The organism is Primorskyibacter marinus (genome assembly GCF_003313245.1).
Classification (GTDB): Bacteria; Pseudomonadota; Alphaproteobacteria; order Rhodobacterales; family Rhodobacteraceae; genus Primorskyibacter; species Primorskyibacter marinus.
Map to the genome: position 1 here is coordinate 74,867 of NZ_QJSD01000009.1, position 14,087 is coordinate 88,953.

Consider the following 14,087-nt stretch of genomic DNA (forward strand, 5'->3'; position numbering starts at 1 on the left):
TCATGCAGCCCCGGTGCCGTATCGCACCGGCAAGCGGGTCAGCGATCGTGATGGCGCCAAGACCGATCGCCGCCTTTTGCCAGCCGATCAAGCGCATCCTCCAGTCGGTCGGCAAAATCGGCACGCTCATCGGGGGACATTGCGACAAGCCTTTCGGACAAGGCGCGCTGCCCCATCAGCTTGCGCTGGTGCGCACGTTCGGACTGACGCGACAGCACTTCGTCCAAGGCCACCGGATCAAGCGGTTCTGTTCGCAGTATTTCCAACGCCGCGCGGTAATCTTCGGCGAGCAGCCCCCGTTCCGTATTGCGAGAGGCCAGACCTTCGCGCAAACGCTTGCCAAGCGCACTGCGATCCGCGTCGCTCAGCGCCCGCGTGTAGGGGGCAACCATGTCGCGCGGGCCCCCGCGCCGACCGTGCTCCGGCTTCAGCAAAATCGCACCGCACACAATGCCGATGACCAGCAGGTTGAGCGCCAACGACACGAACAGCAAAATACGCAGCCAAAGCCCGCGTTTTCCCGTCTTGCCCGAATGATCTTTGGTGTCTGCCATGGCTCAGCCCCCCGTCATCGCGATGTCATATTCCGTCAGCGGGTCCAGCAACCAATCGCTGTCGGTAGCATCGGTGGTGGCGCTGCTGGTTCCGATCAGCGATGCCAGTTGATCCGACACGGCCGCAGGCGGGTTTACCCCGATCCACACTCCGGCGACTGTCGCAGCGGCCAATCCGGTCAACGCGGGCCACCCACCGATGCCGCGCAGGATCTGGCTGAAAAGGCCTTCGCGTTTCGTGACTGGCGAGGGGGGTGCAACGGCCTCGGCCTGGACCGACAGCGCATCGTCCAGAATGCGCGCCATGAAGGCTGCATCGGGGGCGGGCGCGGTATTGCGGGCCGCGTCGAAGAACGCGTCCAGCCCGTCGCTATCCTGCTGTTTGTCAGTCATCTTGATACCCCAGTTCTTCCCGTCGCCCGGCCAAGGCCTCGGCCAGTGCCCGCTTGCCCCGCGCGGTCAGGCTTTCGACCGCGCGCGGGCTGATGTCCATGATCTCGGCAATCTCGGGATTGCCCAGTCCTTCGATATGTCGCAACACCACCGCCTGCCGTTGTCGTTCTGGCAGACTGTCCAGCGCGGCCTGCAATGCCTCGGCCCGCGCCACATGCTGCAATCCCTGTTCGGCCCCCATTGCCGGATCTTCCGGTTCCGGCACAGAGTCGAGATCAACAGAGCGCCGCTTGCGCAGCCGGTCCGTACACAGGTTCGCCACGACACGGTAAAGCCAGGTCGTGACCTTCGCCTCACCCTGCCGCCACTCTGCTGCGATCCGCCAAAGACGCAACATCGCCTCTTGTGCGACGTCTTCGGCCTCGGCCCGGTCGCCCAGCAGGCGGTACGCGTGGCCCAGAACCTTCGGCGTCAGACGCGTGGTCAGCGCGCGCGCCGCGGCGGCATCGCCGTTGGCGTAAAGCACCAGCAGCGCATCGTCGGGAACCTCACTCATGGCGTCAAAGGGCATGTCCATTGTCCGTCAAGGGCTAGCCTGTGTGGGGCGTTGGCGCAATGCGGGCCGGGCCATTTGCGGCCCGACCCAGTGGGATCAATCGTCGCCGTGGCCGTGGCGCTTCTTGCCACCATGATCGCCACGGTGTCCGCCGTCATGGCCGCGCATCCGCTTGCCACCTTTGCGGGCGTCAGCGAATTCCTCTTCCGAGATCGCGCCGTCCGCGTCCTTGTCCAGACGGTCGAACATGCTTTTGCCATCCGCACGCGCGGTCATTTCTTCGACGCTGAGCTGCCCGTCGTCATTGGTATCCATTCGTTCGATCATCCGCTCCGCACCCCGAATAGCGCGCTGCTGGCGCATCGTTTCGGCATGGGCAGCCATTTCTTCAGCACTCAGCATCCCGTCACCATTGCCGTCCGCTTGGGCAAAACGGGCGGCACGCGGCGCGGCCAGCTCTTCCGGGCTAAGCACGCCGTCCGAATTGGTGTCCAGTTCGGAAAAATCGGGCCGGTCCATCATCGGGCCCTTGCCACCGCGATGTCCGTCGCCATGGGCAACAGCAGCAGTGCCGACGGCAATTGCAACGGCGGCGAGTGTCGTGAAGATTGTGGTGCGTTTCATCGTCATTTCCTTTTTTGCCTTACTGCTTCGAAACCGGCCTTCCGATCGGCTTACTGGAAACTGATACGCCGTGGCGGCGGCATTCCGTCGGCAGTCCACATTTTTTCTCATCACGGACGTGATTTGCGACATCCGGACGCAAGGACAGGATGTCCACTTTTATTTGTGGCGGGCTTTGACCATTTTTGGCGCTTGAGTCACAAGGATTTGCAATGGCATTCGATGATGTAAATGTGGCGGCAGAGCGCCCCACCATGCCCGCCCTTATGAAGGGTTGGCGCAGGCGCTGCCCGAAATGCGGCAATGGCCCCCTGCTCAGCGGCTACTTGAAGGTGCGTGACACCTGCCCCGTCTGCCGCGAAGAGCTGTTTCATCACCGTGCCGATGATGGCCCGGCCTATCTGACGATCCTGATCGTTGCCCATCTGATGGCTCCGGTCATGCATATCGCCTTTGTCAGGCTCCGGCCCGAACCCCTGATACTGTTTACGATATTGGCGGTTGGCTGCGTTGGTCTATCGCTCTATCTTTTGCCCAGGCTCAAGGGCATGATCGTGGGCTTTCAATGGGCGCGGTACATGCACGGATTCTCCCGCGTCTGAACCTGCTTGGCATGGGAAGGCTGCAACGTGAACGAGATGGCGGACAAGACGGCCCTGCGCGACGCGGCCACGGTGATTGTCGTGCGCGACGGCACAGACGGGCCGCGTGTGCTGATGGGACAGCGCGATGCCAAGGCGGCCTTCATGCCCAACAAGTTCGTGTTTCCGGGCGGTGCGGTTGATGCTGGTGACGCGCAAGTGCCGCTCGCGGCAACGCTCAGCGCCGTTTGTCGCGACCGGCTGGACGAAGATGCCGCGCCGGGCACCGCCGCTGGCCTGGCCGCGGCTGCGATCCGCGAATTATGGGAAGAAACAGGTCAGATTCTGGGCCTGCCCGGTGACTGGCCCGTCCCTCCGCCCGCCGATTGGCAGGGCTTTGCCGCCACCGGCCATGTGCCCGACGCGCGCGCGCTGCAATTCGTGTTTCGTGCGATAACGCCGCAAGGCCGCCCGCGCCGTTTCGATGCGCGTTTCTTCCTGTTGCGGGCCGATGCGCTTGCCTCTGATCCGGACTCTTTTGACGGGGCCTGCGACGAGCTAAGCCATCTTCAGTGGATCTCGCTCAGCGACGTGCGGAATTTCGACCTGCCCTTCATCACCGAAGTGGTGCTGGCAGAGGTTGCCGCACGCCTTCACGACAGCAATCCGCCAAGTTCCGTGCCGTTCTTCCGCAACGATGACGAAGAAAGCCTGTTTCTGCGTCTGCGCGGCCGCCCCCCTAGTTCAGCAGAATAAGGCCCAGAATGCTGGCGGTCAGCAGAGCGATGCCAATCCCCTCGCGACGGCTGAGCGTTTCGCGAAACACCAGGACAGAGGCCGCGAGCGAGAAGATCACCTCAATCTGGCCAACCGCAAAAACATAGGCTGCGTTCTGCTGGGTGAAGGCCGTGAACCAGCACAGGCTGCCCGCCATGCCGGTGATCCCCATCCAGACGGCGGTGCGCCGGGCCTGCCACAACGCCGCCAATTGTCCCGGTTCGCGCCAGTTCAACCACAGACCCAGCGCCAAGGTCTGCGCCACGGTCACAACCGCTAACGCCACCCCGGCGCGCAACAGCGGATCGTCGCTGGCAACCTCCAGCGTCGCACCGCGATAGCCCACGGCAGAGATCGCAAAGAACGCCCCGGATGCCAGCCCAAGCCCCGCCGCCCGGTTCCACAACCGCCGCGTCCAGCCCCCGGCCATTGCCGCGCTGTCGGACAGCACCAGAACGCCGACCAGCCCCAGCACGATGGCACCGAAGGCTGGCAGGCTGACCCGGTCGCCCAGGACCAGCAGCCCGACCAGAACGGTCTGGATCACTTCGGTTTTCTTGAAGGTGATCCCGACGGCAAAGTTGCGCTGCGCAAACAGCGCCACCACGCACCATGTCGCCAGGATCTGCGTCAGACCGCCGGTCAACGCATAGGCCCAGAACCTGCCCGTCAACTGCGGCAGGTCCGCACCGGTCCAGGCGATATAGCCCAGGGTCAACGCGGAAATGAATGGCAACGAATAGGCAAACCGCGCCAGCGTCGCCCCGCCCGAAGACAGCGTGCCGGTGCTGAGATGCTTTTGCAGCATGAAGCGCAATGTCTGAAAGGCCGCCGCCGCGACCGCCAGGATTATCCAAGGTTCCATCCGGTTCTATTGCCTTGATTTCAGGGGCTTGGCCAGAGCAATCCAGACATCGCGTTCAGAACACGAGACCGGTCGCAGATCTCGCGCCGCCTCGGCGTGACTTGCACAATTCCGGGGCAAATCTCAGTAGGGCATAGGATGCGCCCGATGCGCAGCATCCAACGCGTCGAGCAGCTCGGATGAAAGCGTCACATCAGCCGCCCCCAACAGGTGATCCAACTGTGCGAGTGTCGTTGCTCCAAATATTGAGGAAACCACAAACGGACGCCGCGCCGACCAGGCCAGCGACATATGCACCGGGTCCATACCGAAGTTGCGCGCGACCTCCAGATAGGCCTCGACTGCGGTCAAGACACGATCATTCCGGCGTCCACCCATGTCCGGGTTCAGCGACATACGCGACTTTTCCGGGATCTTGCCGCCCTGATACTTGCCGGTCAGATAACCGCATCCCAAGGGCGAAAAAGGCAAAAGCCCCACATCTTCATTGACGCACATCTCTGCCAGATCAGTGTCCGCCAACCGACAAAGCAGTGAATATTCGTTCTGAACCGTCTGAATGCGCGGGCCGCCCATCCGGTCGGCGATGGCGTTCCACATCATCGTGCCCCAGACGCTTTCATTGGACATGCCGAAATGCCGGATCGTGCCGCGCGCGACCTCTTTTTGCAGCGCGTCGATACATTCTTCCATGTCCGCGACGGTATCGGTCTTGTTTTGCCCCGACGGATCGTAGTGCCAGTTCTGCCGGAACATATAGCTGCCACGGTTGGGCCAGTGGAATTGATAAAGGTCGACATAATCGGTCTTCAGCCGTTTCAGCGACCCCTCAAGTGTCTCGCGGATCGTCTTTGCGGAAATCGGCGCGCCATCCCGGACCATCTTTTGCCCCTCGCCGGAATGTTTGGTGGCCAGGATCACGTCTTTGCGACGCCCCGTGGTGGCAAACCAGGTGCCGATGATCTCTTCGGTCAGGCCGATGGTTTCCGCCTTGACCGGGTTCACCGGGTACATCTCGGCCGTGTCGATGAAGTTGATCCCCGCGGCCAGCGCCCGGTCAATCTGCGCATGCGCCTCGTCCTGCGGCGTCTGAACGCCAAAGGTCATGGTTCCAAGGCAAAACTCTGACACGTCAAGACCGGTGCGGCCGAGCGGCTTCATCTTCATTCTGTCATTCTCCTGTTGCGACCCCGGCAGACCATAGGGTGAGCCGCGCCGGGTTTGAATTGCGAATGCGCCGCCCGATACCATTGGCCGGAGTGGCTCTGGCGACAGCGGTGGTGTTACGGGGTTGGTGCGGGCTCGGCTATATCGACCTGCGACACGGCGACGGATTTCAACACGGCAAAGCACGTCTGTCCTGTGGCCAGTTCCAACGTCTCGGCACTGCGGCGGGTGATCCGCGCCAGCAGATGTTCGTCACCCACGGCAAGCTGAACCACCACGCCGGGTCCGTCCCCATGATGCATGGTGCGGATCGTGCCTTCCAGGATATTCAGCGCCGACAGACCTTTCGGCCGGGTGCGGGTCAGGATGACGTCCTGCGCAAGTATGCGCACGCGTATGCGGTCGCCCGGCGCGCGACTGACACCGGGCAGGAACAGCGGTCCTCCGGGGCCGGCCAGCTCGGTCAGCCCGTCGGGATGATGTGCGACCACACGCGCATTCAGCAGCGCGCCCGCATCGCGCACGCCCATATGCGGCACCAGCGCGGGATCGGCCAATAGTTGCGCCGCCGGACCGGACCGCAGCACCCGGCCATTTTCCAGCAGGACGATGTGACTTGCCAGGCGCGCGACCTCTGCCACGGCGTGGGTGACATATAGGATCGGCACGCCGGACTCGGAACAAAGCCTGTCCAGAAAGGGCAGGATCTCGGCTTTGCGCGGGGCGTCCAGTGCGGCCAGCGGTTCATCCATCAACAGCATCGCGGGGTCGGACAGAAGCGCGCGGCCAATGGCCACCCGCTGTGCCTCGCCGCCAGACAATGCGCCGGGACGCCGATCCAGCAGACGGCCCAGCCCCAGAATATCGACAACGCTGTCAAACCTGTCGCCCGTGGCACGACGCGCATAGGTCAGGTTGCCCTGCACGGTCAGGTGCGGAAACAGCCGACCGTCCTGAAAAACATACCCCAGCCCGCGCCGATGCACCGGGACAGAGACGCGCGACGCGGTGTCCAGCAACACACGACCATTGACGCTGATCCGTCCGGCATCTGGCCGGAGCAGCCCCGCGACGGCCTTCACCACGGTCGATTTGCCCGATCCCGAATGACCGAACAGCACCGTGACACCGGCCGGCGCGTCAAAGCCGACATCCAGTGCAAAATCTGCAAAGCTGTGGCGTATCGCGACGGACAGGCTCATCTTCCCGCGACCCGTGCCGTGACCCTGCGCGCCATTACTTCTGACACCACCAGCGCGGCCATCGCCACGACAACCGACACGACGACCAGCCGCAAAGCAGAGGCCTCGCCGCCCGGCACTTGCAGGAAGGCGTAGATGGCCGAGGGCACCGTGCGCGTCTCGCCGGGAATGTTGGACACGAAGGTGATCGTGGCGCCGAACTCTCCCATTGCCTTGGCAAAAGCGAGGATCGCGCCCGCGATCACGCCGGGCAGGATCAAAGGCAGCGTCACGGTCAAAAATACGCGCAGGCGCGACGCACCCAGGGTCGCGGCCGCTTCCTCCAGCCCTGGATCGACGCTTTCAATCGCCAGTCGCATGGCCCGCACCATCAGCGGAAACGCCATGATCGCCGCAGCGAGTGCAGCACCCGTCCAGCGGAACGCCACTACAATGCCAAAGACGCTTTCCAGAAATCCACCGATCGGTCCACGCCTGCCAAAGCCCAGAAGCAGCACATAGCCCGTCACCACCGGCGGCAATATCAGCGGCAGATGCACGATCCCGTTCAGCAGATGCCGCCCCGGAAACCGCCCACGCGCCAAAAGCAACGCCATGCCCAGCCCGAATGGCAGGCTGGCCGCGACGGCCAGACAGGCCACTTTCAGCGACAGTGCCACCGCCTGCCATTCATCTGGTCCAAGAAATGCCATGCCGCAGGTCTAGCGCGCCGAACGCGTAAGGCAAAGAGGCCGCATGTTTTCCATCAATGGCAGGATTCCTTGCAAAAAGACGGTCCGCCGCAAGATGTGCCAGACAGCTTCAGCTTGGCAAGGCCGCTTTGGTCGCGATTGCCCTGAAAACACACGCCCCGGATCACATTGTCAGGGTCGGGCAAGTCCTGGGCCGCGCGATTGCACAAGTAGCCCCCCTGACGCCGTGGATCGCTGCCCCATCCTTGCTTCGCTCTGGCACGGATACGCGTGACCTGCATCGGACGACCGCACCCGCTCTGCCCTCTGGTCCTTGGCCGCGTTAGACGTTAGAGGAAGGCGGACTGAAGACAAGGACTTTCATGGCACGCCATCTTATCACTTCGGCGATCCCCTATATCAACGGGATCAAGCACCTCGGCAATCTTGTGGGCAGCCAGTTGCCCGCGGACCTCTACGCCCGGTTTCAACGCGGGCGTGGCAATGAGGTGCTGTTTCTATGCGCCACGGACGAACACGGAACCCCTGCCGAACTGGCCGCCGCAAAGGCTGGCAAGCCGGTGGCCGAATATTGCGCCGAGATGCACGCGGTGCAGTCAAAGATCGCCGAAGGGTTCCGCCTGTCCTTTGACCATTTCGGGCGGTCCTCCAGCGAGCAGAACAAGGTATTGACGCAGCATTTCGCCGGACGTCTGGCCGAGGCCGGACTGATCCGCGAAGTCAGCGAAAAACAGGTCTATTCCAACACCGACGGACGCTTCCTGCCCGACCGCTATATCGAGGGCACCTGCCCGAACTGCGGCTATGACAAGGCGCGCGGCGATCAGTGCGAGAACTGCACCAAGCAGCTTGACCCCACGGATCTGATTGATCCGCGCAGCGCGATTTCCGGATCGACCGATCTGGAAGTCCGCGAGACCAAGCATCTGTATCTGTGTCAGTCGCAGATGAAGGACCAACTGGAGGAATGGATCGACACGCGCGAGGGCTGGCCGATCCTGACCACCTCGATCGCGAAGAAATGGCTGACCGATGGCGACGGGCTTCAGGACCGGGGCATCACCCGCGATCTGGCCTGGGGCGTGCCGGTCAAGAAAGGCACCGAGGATTGGCCGGGCATGGAAGGCAAGGTCTTCTATGTCTGGTTCGATGCGCCGATCGAATATATCGCCGCCGCTCAGGAATGGGTGGATGCTGGCAAGGGCACCGATTGGGAACGCTGGTGGCGGACCGACAAGGGTGCCGACGACGTGCGCTATACCCAGTTCATGGGCAAGGACAACGTGCCCTTCCATACGCTCAGCTTCCCTGCGACCATTCTGGGGTCGGGCGAGCCGTGGAAGCTGGTGGATTACATCAAGAGCTTCAACTACCTGAATTATGACGGTGGTCAGTTCAGCACCTCGCAGGGCCGGGGTGTGTTCATGGATCAGGCGCTGGAAATCCTGCCAGCGGATTATTGGCGCTGGTGGCTGCTCAGCCACGCGCCCGAAAGCAGCGACAGCGAATTCACATGGGAGAATTTCCAGACATCGGTGAACAAGGATCTGGCGGATGTGCTGGGCAATTTCGTCAGCCGTGTGACCAAGTTCTGCCGCTCTAAATTCTCTGAAGCCGTGCCCGAAGGCGGCGCTTACGGCCCGCGCGAAGAGGCACTGATCGAGACCCTGAGCACCCGTATCCGCGCCTATGAGGCCCATATGGAGGCAATGGATGTCCGCAAGTCCGCAGGTGAATTGCGGGCAATCTGGGTGGCAGGCAATGAATATCTGCAAGACGCCGCGCCTTGGACGACCTTCAAGACAGACCCCGAGGCCGCTGCGATGCAGATCCGTCTCGCGCTGAACCTGATCCGGCTTTATGCGGTGTTGTCCGCGCCCTTCATCCCCGACGCGTCAGCGCAGATGATGGAAGCGATGCAGACCGAGGATGGCAGCTGGCCCGACGATGTGCCCGCCGCCCTGCAACTGCTGACGCCCGGCCATGCCTTCACCGTCCCGGATGTGACCTTTCGCAAGATCTCGGATGAAGAGCGCGAAGGCTGGCAAGAACGGTTCTCGGGCCTCCGCAGCTAGGCAAGCCACTACGCCGGTCTGCGCTGTAACGTAACGAAAAAGACCGCGCCGGGATTATCCGGCGCGGTCTTTTATTTGTTCGCTTGCAAGGCGCGTGTCAGGCGGCGCGCTTGCTGACTATGTCACTCTCGGTGCCCTGCACCTCGGTCGTGCCGATATATTCGGCATTCAGGGTCTTGATCGCCGCCCCCAGATGATCGCGGCCGATGACGAACTGAACGTCCACACGGCGTGGCCCCTGATGGGCACCCAGAACCTCGATATCTTCGCGGTCCATCGCTGTCAGGCCGCGCAGCAGAACCTTCAATCCGGACAGATCGCGCCCGATGACCGAAGCAATGGCAAGCGCACGCACCTGCATCTCGGCTGACGGGTACAGTTTTTCCAGATCGGCGGACACGCGGCGCACGGTTTTCAGCGATGCCTCGACATAATGCGTGATCGTGTTGGCATTCGACGTCTTCGAGACAATTCGGACATTGTGACGGCGCAGCGCTTCCAGCACCGCAGTGTCATAGCCTTTGACCCCGACCATGTCCGGCTCGAACAGTTCCAGCGCAACCACGTCCAGACCTGTCACGATCTCGACCGACGGCACATCGGCAGGCGCTTCGTCAATCAGCGTGCCGGGATCTTCGGGTTCAAAGGCGTTGGTGACCCGCAGCGGCACTTCGGCCCGGCGCAGGATCTTGGCAGCTTTCGGATGGATCGCCTCCATCCCCATATTCGACAACTGGTCCGCCACATCATAATTCGTGCGACCGATCTTGCGGGCGTTTTCCTCGCCCACAAGACGCGGATCGGCGGAACAGAGGTGGAACTCCTTATGGATAATCGCCTCTTTCGCGTCGGTCAGCGCCGCAAGGTTGGAGAATGTAACCTCGGAATAGCCGCGGTCAAATTCCTTCATCAACCCCTCGGAACACTGGGCGTAGCCGGTCACGATCGGCAATTCAGTCGTCAGGTCAACATCCGCCAGACCCTGCTTGATCCGGGTTTCCAGATCAACTTCGGCACTGTCGCGCCAGCCTGACAGATCGACAAACCGCGCGTTCACGCCATGCCGCTGCAACAGCAGCGAGGTCACAAACGCCGAATGCGCTTCACCCAGCCCGGACAGAAGCTCGCGGATCACCAACATATGGTGCGACAGGCGGAAATGCCCGTAAGAGCACAGCCGCTGAAGATCGAACAGGCAACTGCGTGCGCCTTCGATACGGTCGCGCACAAATTCATCGGCTGATTGCCGATCCGCCGCATGCTCCAGCACATCCATATGCGCCTTGGACATTTCGCGACCAACCTCTGTCAACGCATCCAGCCAGCCGTGATCGTCATCAGCATTGGAAAACAATGCGTAGACACCCGGCTTGCCAGACTTCTTATGTTCCAACAGCAGGTCGGTGATCCCGCCAAAGGCGGAGACCACGAAGATTCGGTTATACAGGTTGTTCTGACGATGCGGTCCGGCGATCAGTGTGTCGCGCAGTTCTTTCACGCGACTCATCGATGTGCCGCCGATTTTCTCGACAGTATGCGATGTTTTGGTCATCAGTTGATCCATCCCGGCCCCGATGGGGCCTTTTCTGGCGTTCAAGAGTCGACGAGTTCGTAAGACCCATCTTCACGGTGCACTTCCTTGCCGGTCACAGGCGGGTTGAAACAGCAGGCCATGACCAGCTCTTTCTCGGCGCGCAGAACGTGGCGGTCGTGCTTGTCGAGAGCATACATCACGCCGGGGCGGATTTCATGCGTCTCGCCGGTCGCGAGATCGGTGATCGAGCCTTCGCCCTTCATGCAATACACGCTCTCGAAATGGTTCTTGTACTCGAACGTGTGCTCCGAGCCTGCGTCGAGAAACGTGATATGGAACGAAAACCCCATGCCATCATCTGCCAGCAGCATCCGCACGGATGTCCAGTCAGCGTCAGAAACCACACGGGTCTTTTCGTCTTTTACGATCTTGTTGAAGTCACGAACAATCATTGTCGGCTTTCCTTCTTACTGTGCTGCCAGACGGTGGCCCGCCACGGTGGCGCGGGTGGCGTCGAGCAGAATATCCAGACCCTTGCGGAACAGTTGGTTCGGCGTGGTCAGCGGCGCGAGAACCTTGACGACTTCGTCCTCGGCACCCGATGTTTCGATGATGAGGCCCATTTCGAAGGCACGGGCACAGATTTCAGAGGCCAGTTCGCCAGAGCCGACGTCGATGCCCTGCATCAGGCCCCGTCCTTTGAGTGTCGCGCCCGGAACTTCCTCGGCAATGGCCTGCAATCCGCTGGTCAGCATCATCGCCTTCTCGCCCAGCATCTGCTGGAAAGCGTCATCGGCCCAGAATTTCTCCAACGCGACGCGTGCCGTCACGAAGGCATGGGTGTTGCCACGGAACGTGCCGTTATGTTCGGCCGGCTTCCAGATGTCATGCTCTGGTTTGATCAGCAGTGCCGCGAATGGCAGGCCCATACCGGAAAACGATTTGGCCATCGGGATAAGATCCGGCTCGATCCCCATTTTCTCGAAGCTGAAGAACGTGCCGGTACGGCCACAACCCGCCTGAATGTCGTCGACAATCAGCAATGCGCCATGTTCCTTGGCGAGACGCGCGATGCCCTGCATCCACTCGGTCGATGCGGCGTTCAGACCACCCTCGCCCTGGACAGGCTCCACAATAAACGCGGCGGGTGCGTCGATGCCGCTGGACCCGTTGGACAGCATCATCTCGATCTGCGCCAGTGTATCCACGCCCTCACCGAAAGCGCCATCATAAGGCATATGCGTCACGTCAGCCAAAAGACCACCGCCCGCGCCACCACGCTTGGACGAGTTACCAGTCAGGCTGAGCGCGCCCATGGTCATCCCGTGGAACCCATTGGTGAACGCGATGATGTTCCGGCGGCCAGTGACCTTCCGGGCCAGCTTCATCGCGGCCTCAACGGCGTTGGTGCCGGTCGGGCCGGTCATCATAACCTTGTAGTCCATATCGCGCGGTTTCAGAATAAGGCGCTCGAACGCCTCCAGAAACTGCGATTTGGCATCGGTATGCAGGTCGAGCGCGTGGCTCATCCCGTCGCGGCTGATATGGTCGATCAGCGCAGCCTTCATATCCGGGTCGTTATGCCCGTAGTTCAACGACGAACAGCCGGCAAGAAAATCGATATAGGTTTCGCCCTTGGAATCGGTCATTTCCGAACCAGAGGCAGAGGTGAACACCGTATCGAAGCTGCGGCAGTAGCTGCGCGCTTCAGATTCGCGGCGTGTATAAATCGTGGTGTCAGCGATGTTTTCAGTAGACATGGGGTATCCTTCGATTGTGCAATCGAGCGAAAAATTTGGGGATGAGAGGTGGATCAGGCTGCTTTGCGCAGAGCCTCGCGGAAGGCGATGGTGACCATGTGCTCGGTCGCGTGCCGTCCGTCAAAGTGATCCTTGCGTGTGAAATGCGGTTCGTCCGAAACGTCCGCACCGATGCGCTTGGCAAAGCCCTTGAACAGGCCCCAGGACGCATCATTGTCCCCGGTGATCGTCGTCTGGATTTGCTTTACATCATCCAATTCGTCACGTTCGATCAGATCTGCCAGCATACGGCCAGCAAGACCGATCCCGCGCGCGTCCGGATGAACGGCAACCTGCCAGACAAAGAGCGTGTCCTCTTGCGAAGGTGGAATATGCCCCGAGATCCAACCCACGATTTGACCATCTTGTTCCGCGACAATGCAAGTGTCGGCGAAATGGTCGCACTGGATCAGATTGCAGTACATCGAATTCTCGTCGAGCGGCTTGCACGCCTCAATGAGGTCACAGATGTTGGACCCGTCCTTGGCTGTCGGCTTACGGAATTCTAGCTGCTTGGTCATAAGTTCACGCTCTCATTATTTCCTTCGATTAGCTAAATATAGTGTGAAGCCTGAAATTTCAAGAAGCAAAGTATATTTTGCGTTTAATGCTTAAACTATTTGAAATCATCGCAAAACTCCTTAGCTTTAGGCCATGATGCAACAAACCGAACACAAACGACTGTCAAATCACTTCGCTGAATTGAAACATTCCACTGCTTCTGCCACGATAGAGCAGGTTAGCAGAGAGTTGGCGAAAATGAACCGGACTGACATCAGCCTGATCGCGCTGCGCAAGATTTTGCGCGCGACAGAGATTTATGGGCGGAAACTGGCCTCGGCCGCAGGGTTGACCGCCGTGCAGTTCCGCGTGCTTCAGATCGTGTCCGAAAATGCCATGATGACGCCAAAGGACATTTCCAAGCAGATGGGCGTGTCGCAAGCGACCATCACATCATTGATCGACAAGCTGGAAAAGCAGGGCATGGTGTGTCGCACCAAATCCGAAGCGGATCGCCGACAGATCAATATCACGCTGACACCGCGCGGAGTAGAAACCGTGGATACTGCGCCGGACGCCCTGCAACAACGCTATGTGCGGCAGTTCGAGGCATTGCAGGAATGGGAGCAGGCGCAGTTGATCTCGTCTTTGGAACGTATTGCGGCGATGCTGGATGCGGCAGAACTGGATGTGGCACCGGTGTTGGATAGCGGCGATTTCCGTAACACACACTGACACATTGCGCCTGGCGCGTTGGTATATGCTCC

At 60.9% G+C, this 14,087-nt stretch carries 16 protein-coding genes; 4 read left to right on the forward strand and 12 right to left on the reverse strand.

The window, feature by feature from the left end:
- Positions 1–38: 38 nt before the first annotated feature.
- From DMZ65_RS12340 to DMZ65_RS12355, 4 genes are all read right to left on the reverse strand, one after another.
- Positions 39–554: a periplasmic heavy metal sensor gene (locus tag DMZ65_RS12340; protein ID WP_116599189.1), complete on the reverse strand. Its 516-nt coding sequence runs from the start codon at positions 552–554 to the stop codon at positions 39–41.
- Positions 555–557: 3 nt separating this feature from the next.
- The gene (locus DMZ65_RS12345) at positions 558–947 is read right to left on the reverse strand and encodes a hypothetical protein (RefSeq protein ID WP_116599190.1); all 390 of its coding nucleotides are present in this window, start codon (positions 945–947) and stop codon (positions 558–560) included.
- Positions 940–1,524, reverse strand: coding sequence for an RNA polymerase sigma factor (locus tag DMZ65_RS12350; protein ID WP_116599191.1), 585 nt, complete (start codon positions 1,522–1,524; stop codon positions 940–942). Before DMZ65_RS12350 ends, DMZ65_RS12345 begins: the two co-directional genes overlap by 8 nt.
- 75 nt (positions 1,525–1,599) lie before the next feature.
- Complete coding sequence (locus DMZ65_RS12355; RefSeq protein ID WP_232824986.1) at positions 1,600–2,127, reverse strand: EF-hand domain-containing protein; 528 nt, start codon at positions 2,125–2,127, stop codon at positions 1,600–1,602.
- A 212-nt stretch (positions 2,128–2,339) separates the two neighbouring features.
- Between DMZ65_RS12355 and DMZ65_RS12360 the strand changes: the two genes are divergently transcribed.
- The gene (locus DMZ65_RS12360) at positions 2,340–2,729 is read left to right on the forward strand and encodes a DUF983 domain-containing protein (RefSeq protein WP_116599192.1); all 390 of its coding nucleotides are present in this window, start codon (positions 2,340–2,342) and stop codon (positions 2,727–2,729) included.
- A 36-nt stretch (positions 2,730–2,765) separates the two neighbouring features.
- A complete protein-coding gene (locus DMZ65_RS12365) occupies positions 2,766–3,464 on the forward strand; it encodes an NUDIX hydrolase (RefSeq protein ID WP_116599237.1) in 699 nt (232 codons plus the stop codon).
- Here DMZ65_RS12365 and DMZ65_RS12370 read toward each other — a convergent pair.
- From DMZ65_RS12370 to modB, 4 genes are all read right to left on the reverse strand, one after another.
- Complete coding sequence (locus tag DMZ65_RS12370) at positions 3,448–4,350, reverse strand: EamA family transporter (RefSeq protein WP_116599193.1); 903 nt, start codon at positions 4,348–4,350, stop codon at positions 3,448–3,450. The genes DMZ65_RS12365 and DMZ65_RS12370 overlap by 17 nt on opposite strands.
- Before the next feature lie 123 nt (positions 4,351–4,473).
- Positions 4,474–5,517 (reverse strand): aldo/keto reductase, encoded by a 1,044-nt coding sequence (locus DMZ65_RS12375; protein WP_116599238.1) that lies wholly within the window; start codon positions 5,515–5,517, stop codon positions 4,474–4,476.
- A gap of 116 nt (positions 5,518–5,633) precedes the next feature.
- Positions 5,634–6,719: a molybdenum ABC transporter ATP-binding protein gene (gene modC, locus DMZ65_RS12380; protein ID WP_116599194.1), complete on the reverse strand. Its 1,086-nt coding sequence runs from the start codon at positions 6,717–6,719 to the stop codon at positions 5,634–5,636.
- Positions 6,716–7,411 (reverse strand): molybdate ABC transporter permease subunit, encoded by a 696-nt coding sequence (gene modB / locus DMZ65_RS12385; protein ID WP_116599195.1) that lies wholly within the window; start codon positions 7,409–7,411, stop codon positions 6,716–6,718. The genes modC and modB overlap by 4 nt, the downstream gene beginning before the upstream one ends.
- A gap of 362 nt (positions 7,412–7,773) precedes the next feature.
- On the opposite strand from modB, the gene metG reads away from it, so the two are divergent.
- Positions 7,774–9,486, forward strand: coding sequence for a methionine--tRNA ligase (metG, locus tag DMZ65_RS12390; RefSeq protein ID WP_116599196.1), 1,713 nt, complete (start codon positions 7,774–7,776; stop codon positions 9,484–9,486).
- Positions 9,487–9,583: 97 nt separating this feature from the next.
- On the opposite strand, the gene DMZ65_RS12395 is transcribed toward metG, so the two are convergent.
- The 4 genes from DMZ65_RS12395 to ectA are packed head-to-tail and all read right to left on the reverse strand — an operon-like array spanning position 9,584 to position 13,340.
- Positions 9,584–11,038: an aspartate kinase gene (locus tag DMZ65_RS12395; RefSeq protein WP_116599239.1), complete on the reverse strand. Its 1,455-nt coding sequence runs from the start codon at positions 11,036–11,038 to the stop codon at positions 9,584–9,586.
- 41 nt (positions 11,039–11,079) lie between these two features.
- A complete protein-coding gene (locus DMZ65_RS12400) occupies positions 11,080–11,472 on the reverse strand; it encodes an ectoine synthase (RefSeq protein WP_084353955.1) in 393 nt (130 codons plus the stop codon).
- A gap of 15 nt (positions 11,473–11,487) precedes the next feature.
- A complete protein-coding gene (ectB, locus tag DMZ65_RS12405) occupies positions 11,488–12,780 on the reverse strand; it encodes a diaminobutyrate--2-oxoglutarate transaminase (RefSeq protein ID WP_116599197.1) in 1,293 nt (430 codons plus the stop codon).
- Between the two features lie 53 nt (positions 12,781–12,833).
- A complete protein-coding gene (gene ectA / locus DMZ65_RS12410; protein WP_116599198.1) occupies positions 12,834–13,340 on the reverse strand; it encodes a diaminobutyrate acetyltransferase in 507 nt (168 codons plus the stop codon).
- Positions 13,341–13,578: 238 nt separating this feature from the next.
- Here ectA and DMZ65_RS12415 point away from each other — a divergent pair, with 238 nt between their 5' ends.
- Positions 13,579–14,055, forward strand: a complete 477-nt coding sequence (locus tag DMZ65_RS12415) for a MarR family winged helix-turn-helix transcriptional regulator (protein WP_116599240.1) — start codon at positions 13,579–13,581, stop codon at positions 14,053–14,055.
- Positions 14,056–14,087 lie beyond the last annotated feature (32 nt).

Bases quoted from the DNA above. Each gene is read 5' to 3' on its own strand.
- DMZ65_RS12340 (WP_116599189.1), bottom strand. From the start codon at position 554: ATGGCAGACACCAAAGATCATTCGGGCAAGACGGGAAAACGCGGGCTT.
- DMZ65_RS12345 (WP_116599190.1), bottom strand. From the start codon at position 947: ATGACTGACAAACAGCAGGATAGCGACGGGCTGGACGCGTTCTTCGAC.
- DMZ65_RS12350 (WP_116599191.1), bottom strand. From the start codon at position 1,524: ATGGACATGCCCTTTGACGCCATGAGTGAGGTTCCCGACGATGCGCTG.
- DMZ65_RS12355 (WP_232824986.1), bottom strand. From the start codon at position 2,127: ATGAAACGCACCACAATCTTCACGACACTCGCCGCCGTTGCAATTGCC.
- DMZ65_RS12360 (WP_116599192.1), top strand. From the start codon at position 2,340: ATGGCATTCGATGATGTAAATGTGGCGGCAGAGCGCCCCACCATGCCC.
- DMZ65_RS12365 (WP_116599237.1), top strand. From the start codon at position 2,766: ATGGCGGACAAGACGGCCCTGCGCGACGCGGCCACGGTGATTGTCGTG.
- DMZ65_RS12370 (WP_116599193.1), bottom strand. From the start codon at position 4,350: ATGGAACCTTGGATAATCCTGGCGGTCGCGGCGGCGGCCTTTCAGACA.
- DMZ65_RS12375 (WP_116599238.1), bottom strand. From the start codon at position 5,517: ATGAAGATGAAGCCGCTCGGCCGCACCGGTCTTGACGTGTCAGAGTTT.
- modC (WP_116599194.1), bottom strand. From the start codon at position 6,719: ATGAGCCTGTCCGTCGCGATACGCCACAGCTTTGCAGATTTTGCACTG.
- modB (WP_116599195.1), bottom strand. From the start codon at position 7,411: ATGGCATTTCTTGGACCAGATGAATGGCAGGCGGTGGCACTGTCGCTG.
- metG (WP_116599196.1), top strand. From the start codon at position 7,774: ATGGCACGCCATCTTATCACTTCGGCGATCCCCTATATCAACGGGATC.
- DMZ65_RS12395 (WP_116599239.1), bottom strand. From the start codon at position 11,038: ATGACCAAAACATCGCATACTGTCGAGAAAATCGGCGGCACATCGATG.
- DMZ65_RS12400 (WP_084353955.1), bottom strand. From the start codon at position 11,472: ATGATTGTTCGTGACTTCAACAAGATCGTAAAAGACGAAAAGACCCGT.
- ectB (WP_116599197.1), bottom strand. From the start codon at position 12,780: ATGTCTACTGAAAACATCGCTGACACCACGATTTATACACGCCGCGAA.
- ectA (WP_116599198.1), bottom strand. From the start codon at position 13,340: ATGACCAAGCAGCTAGAATTCCGTAAGCCGACAGCCAAGGACGGGTCC.
- DMZ65_RS12415 (WP_116599240.1), top strand. From the start codon at position 13,579: ATGAACCGGACTGACATCAGCCTGATCGCGCTGCGCAAGATTTTGCGC.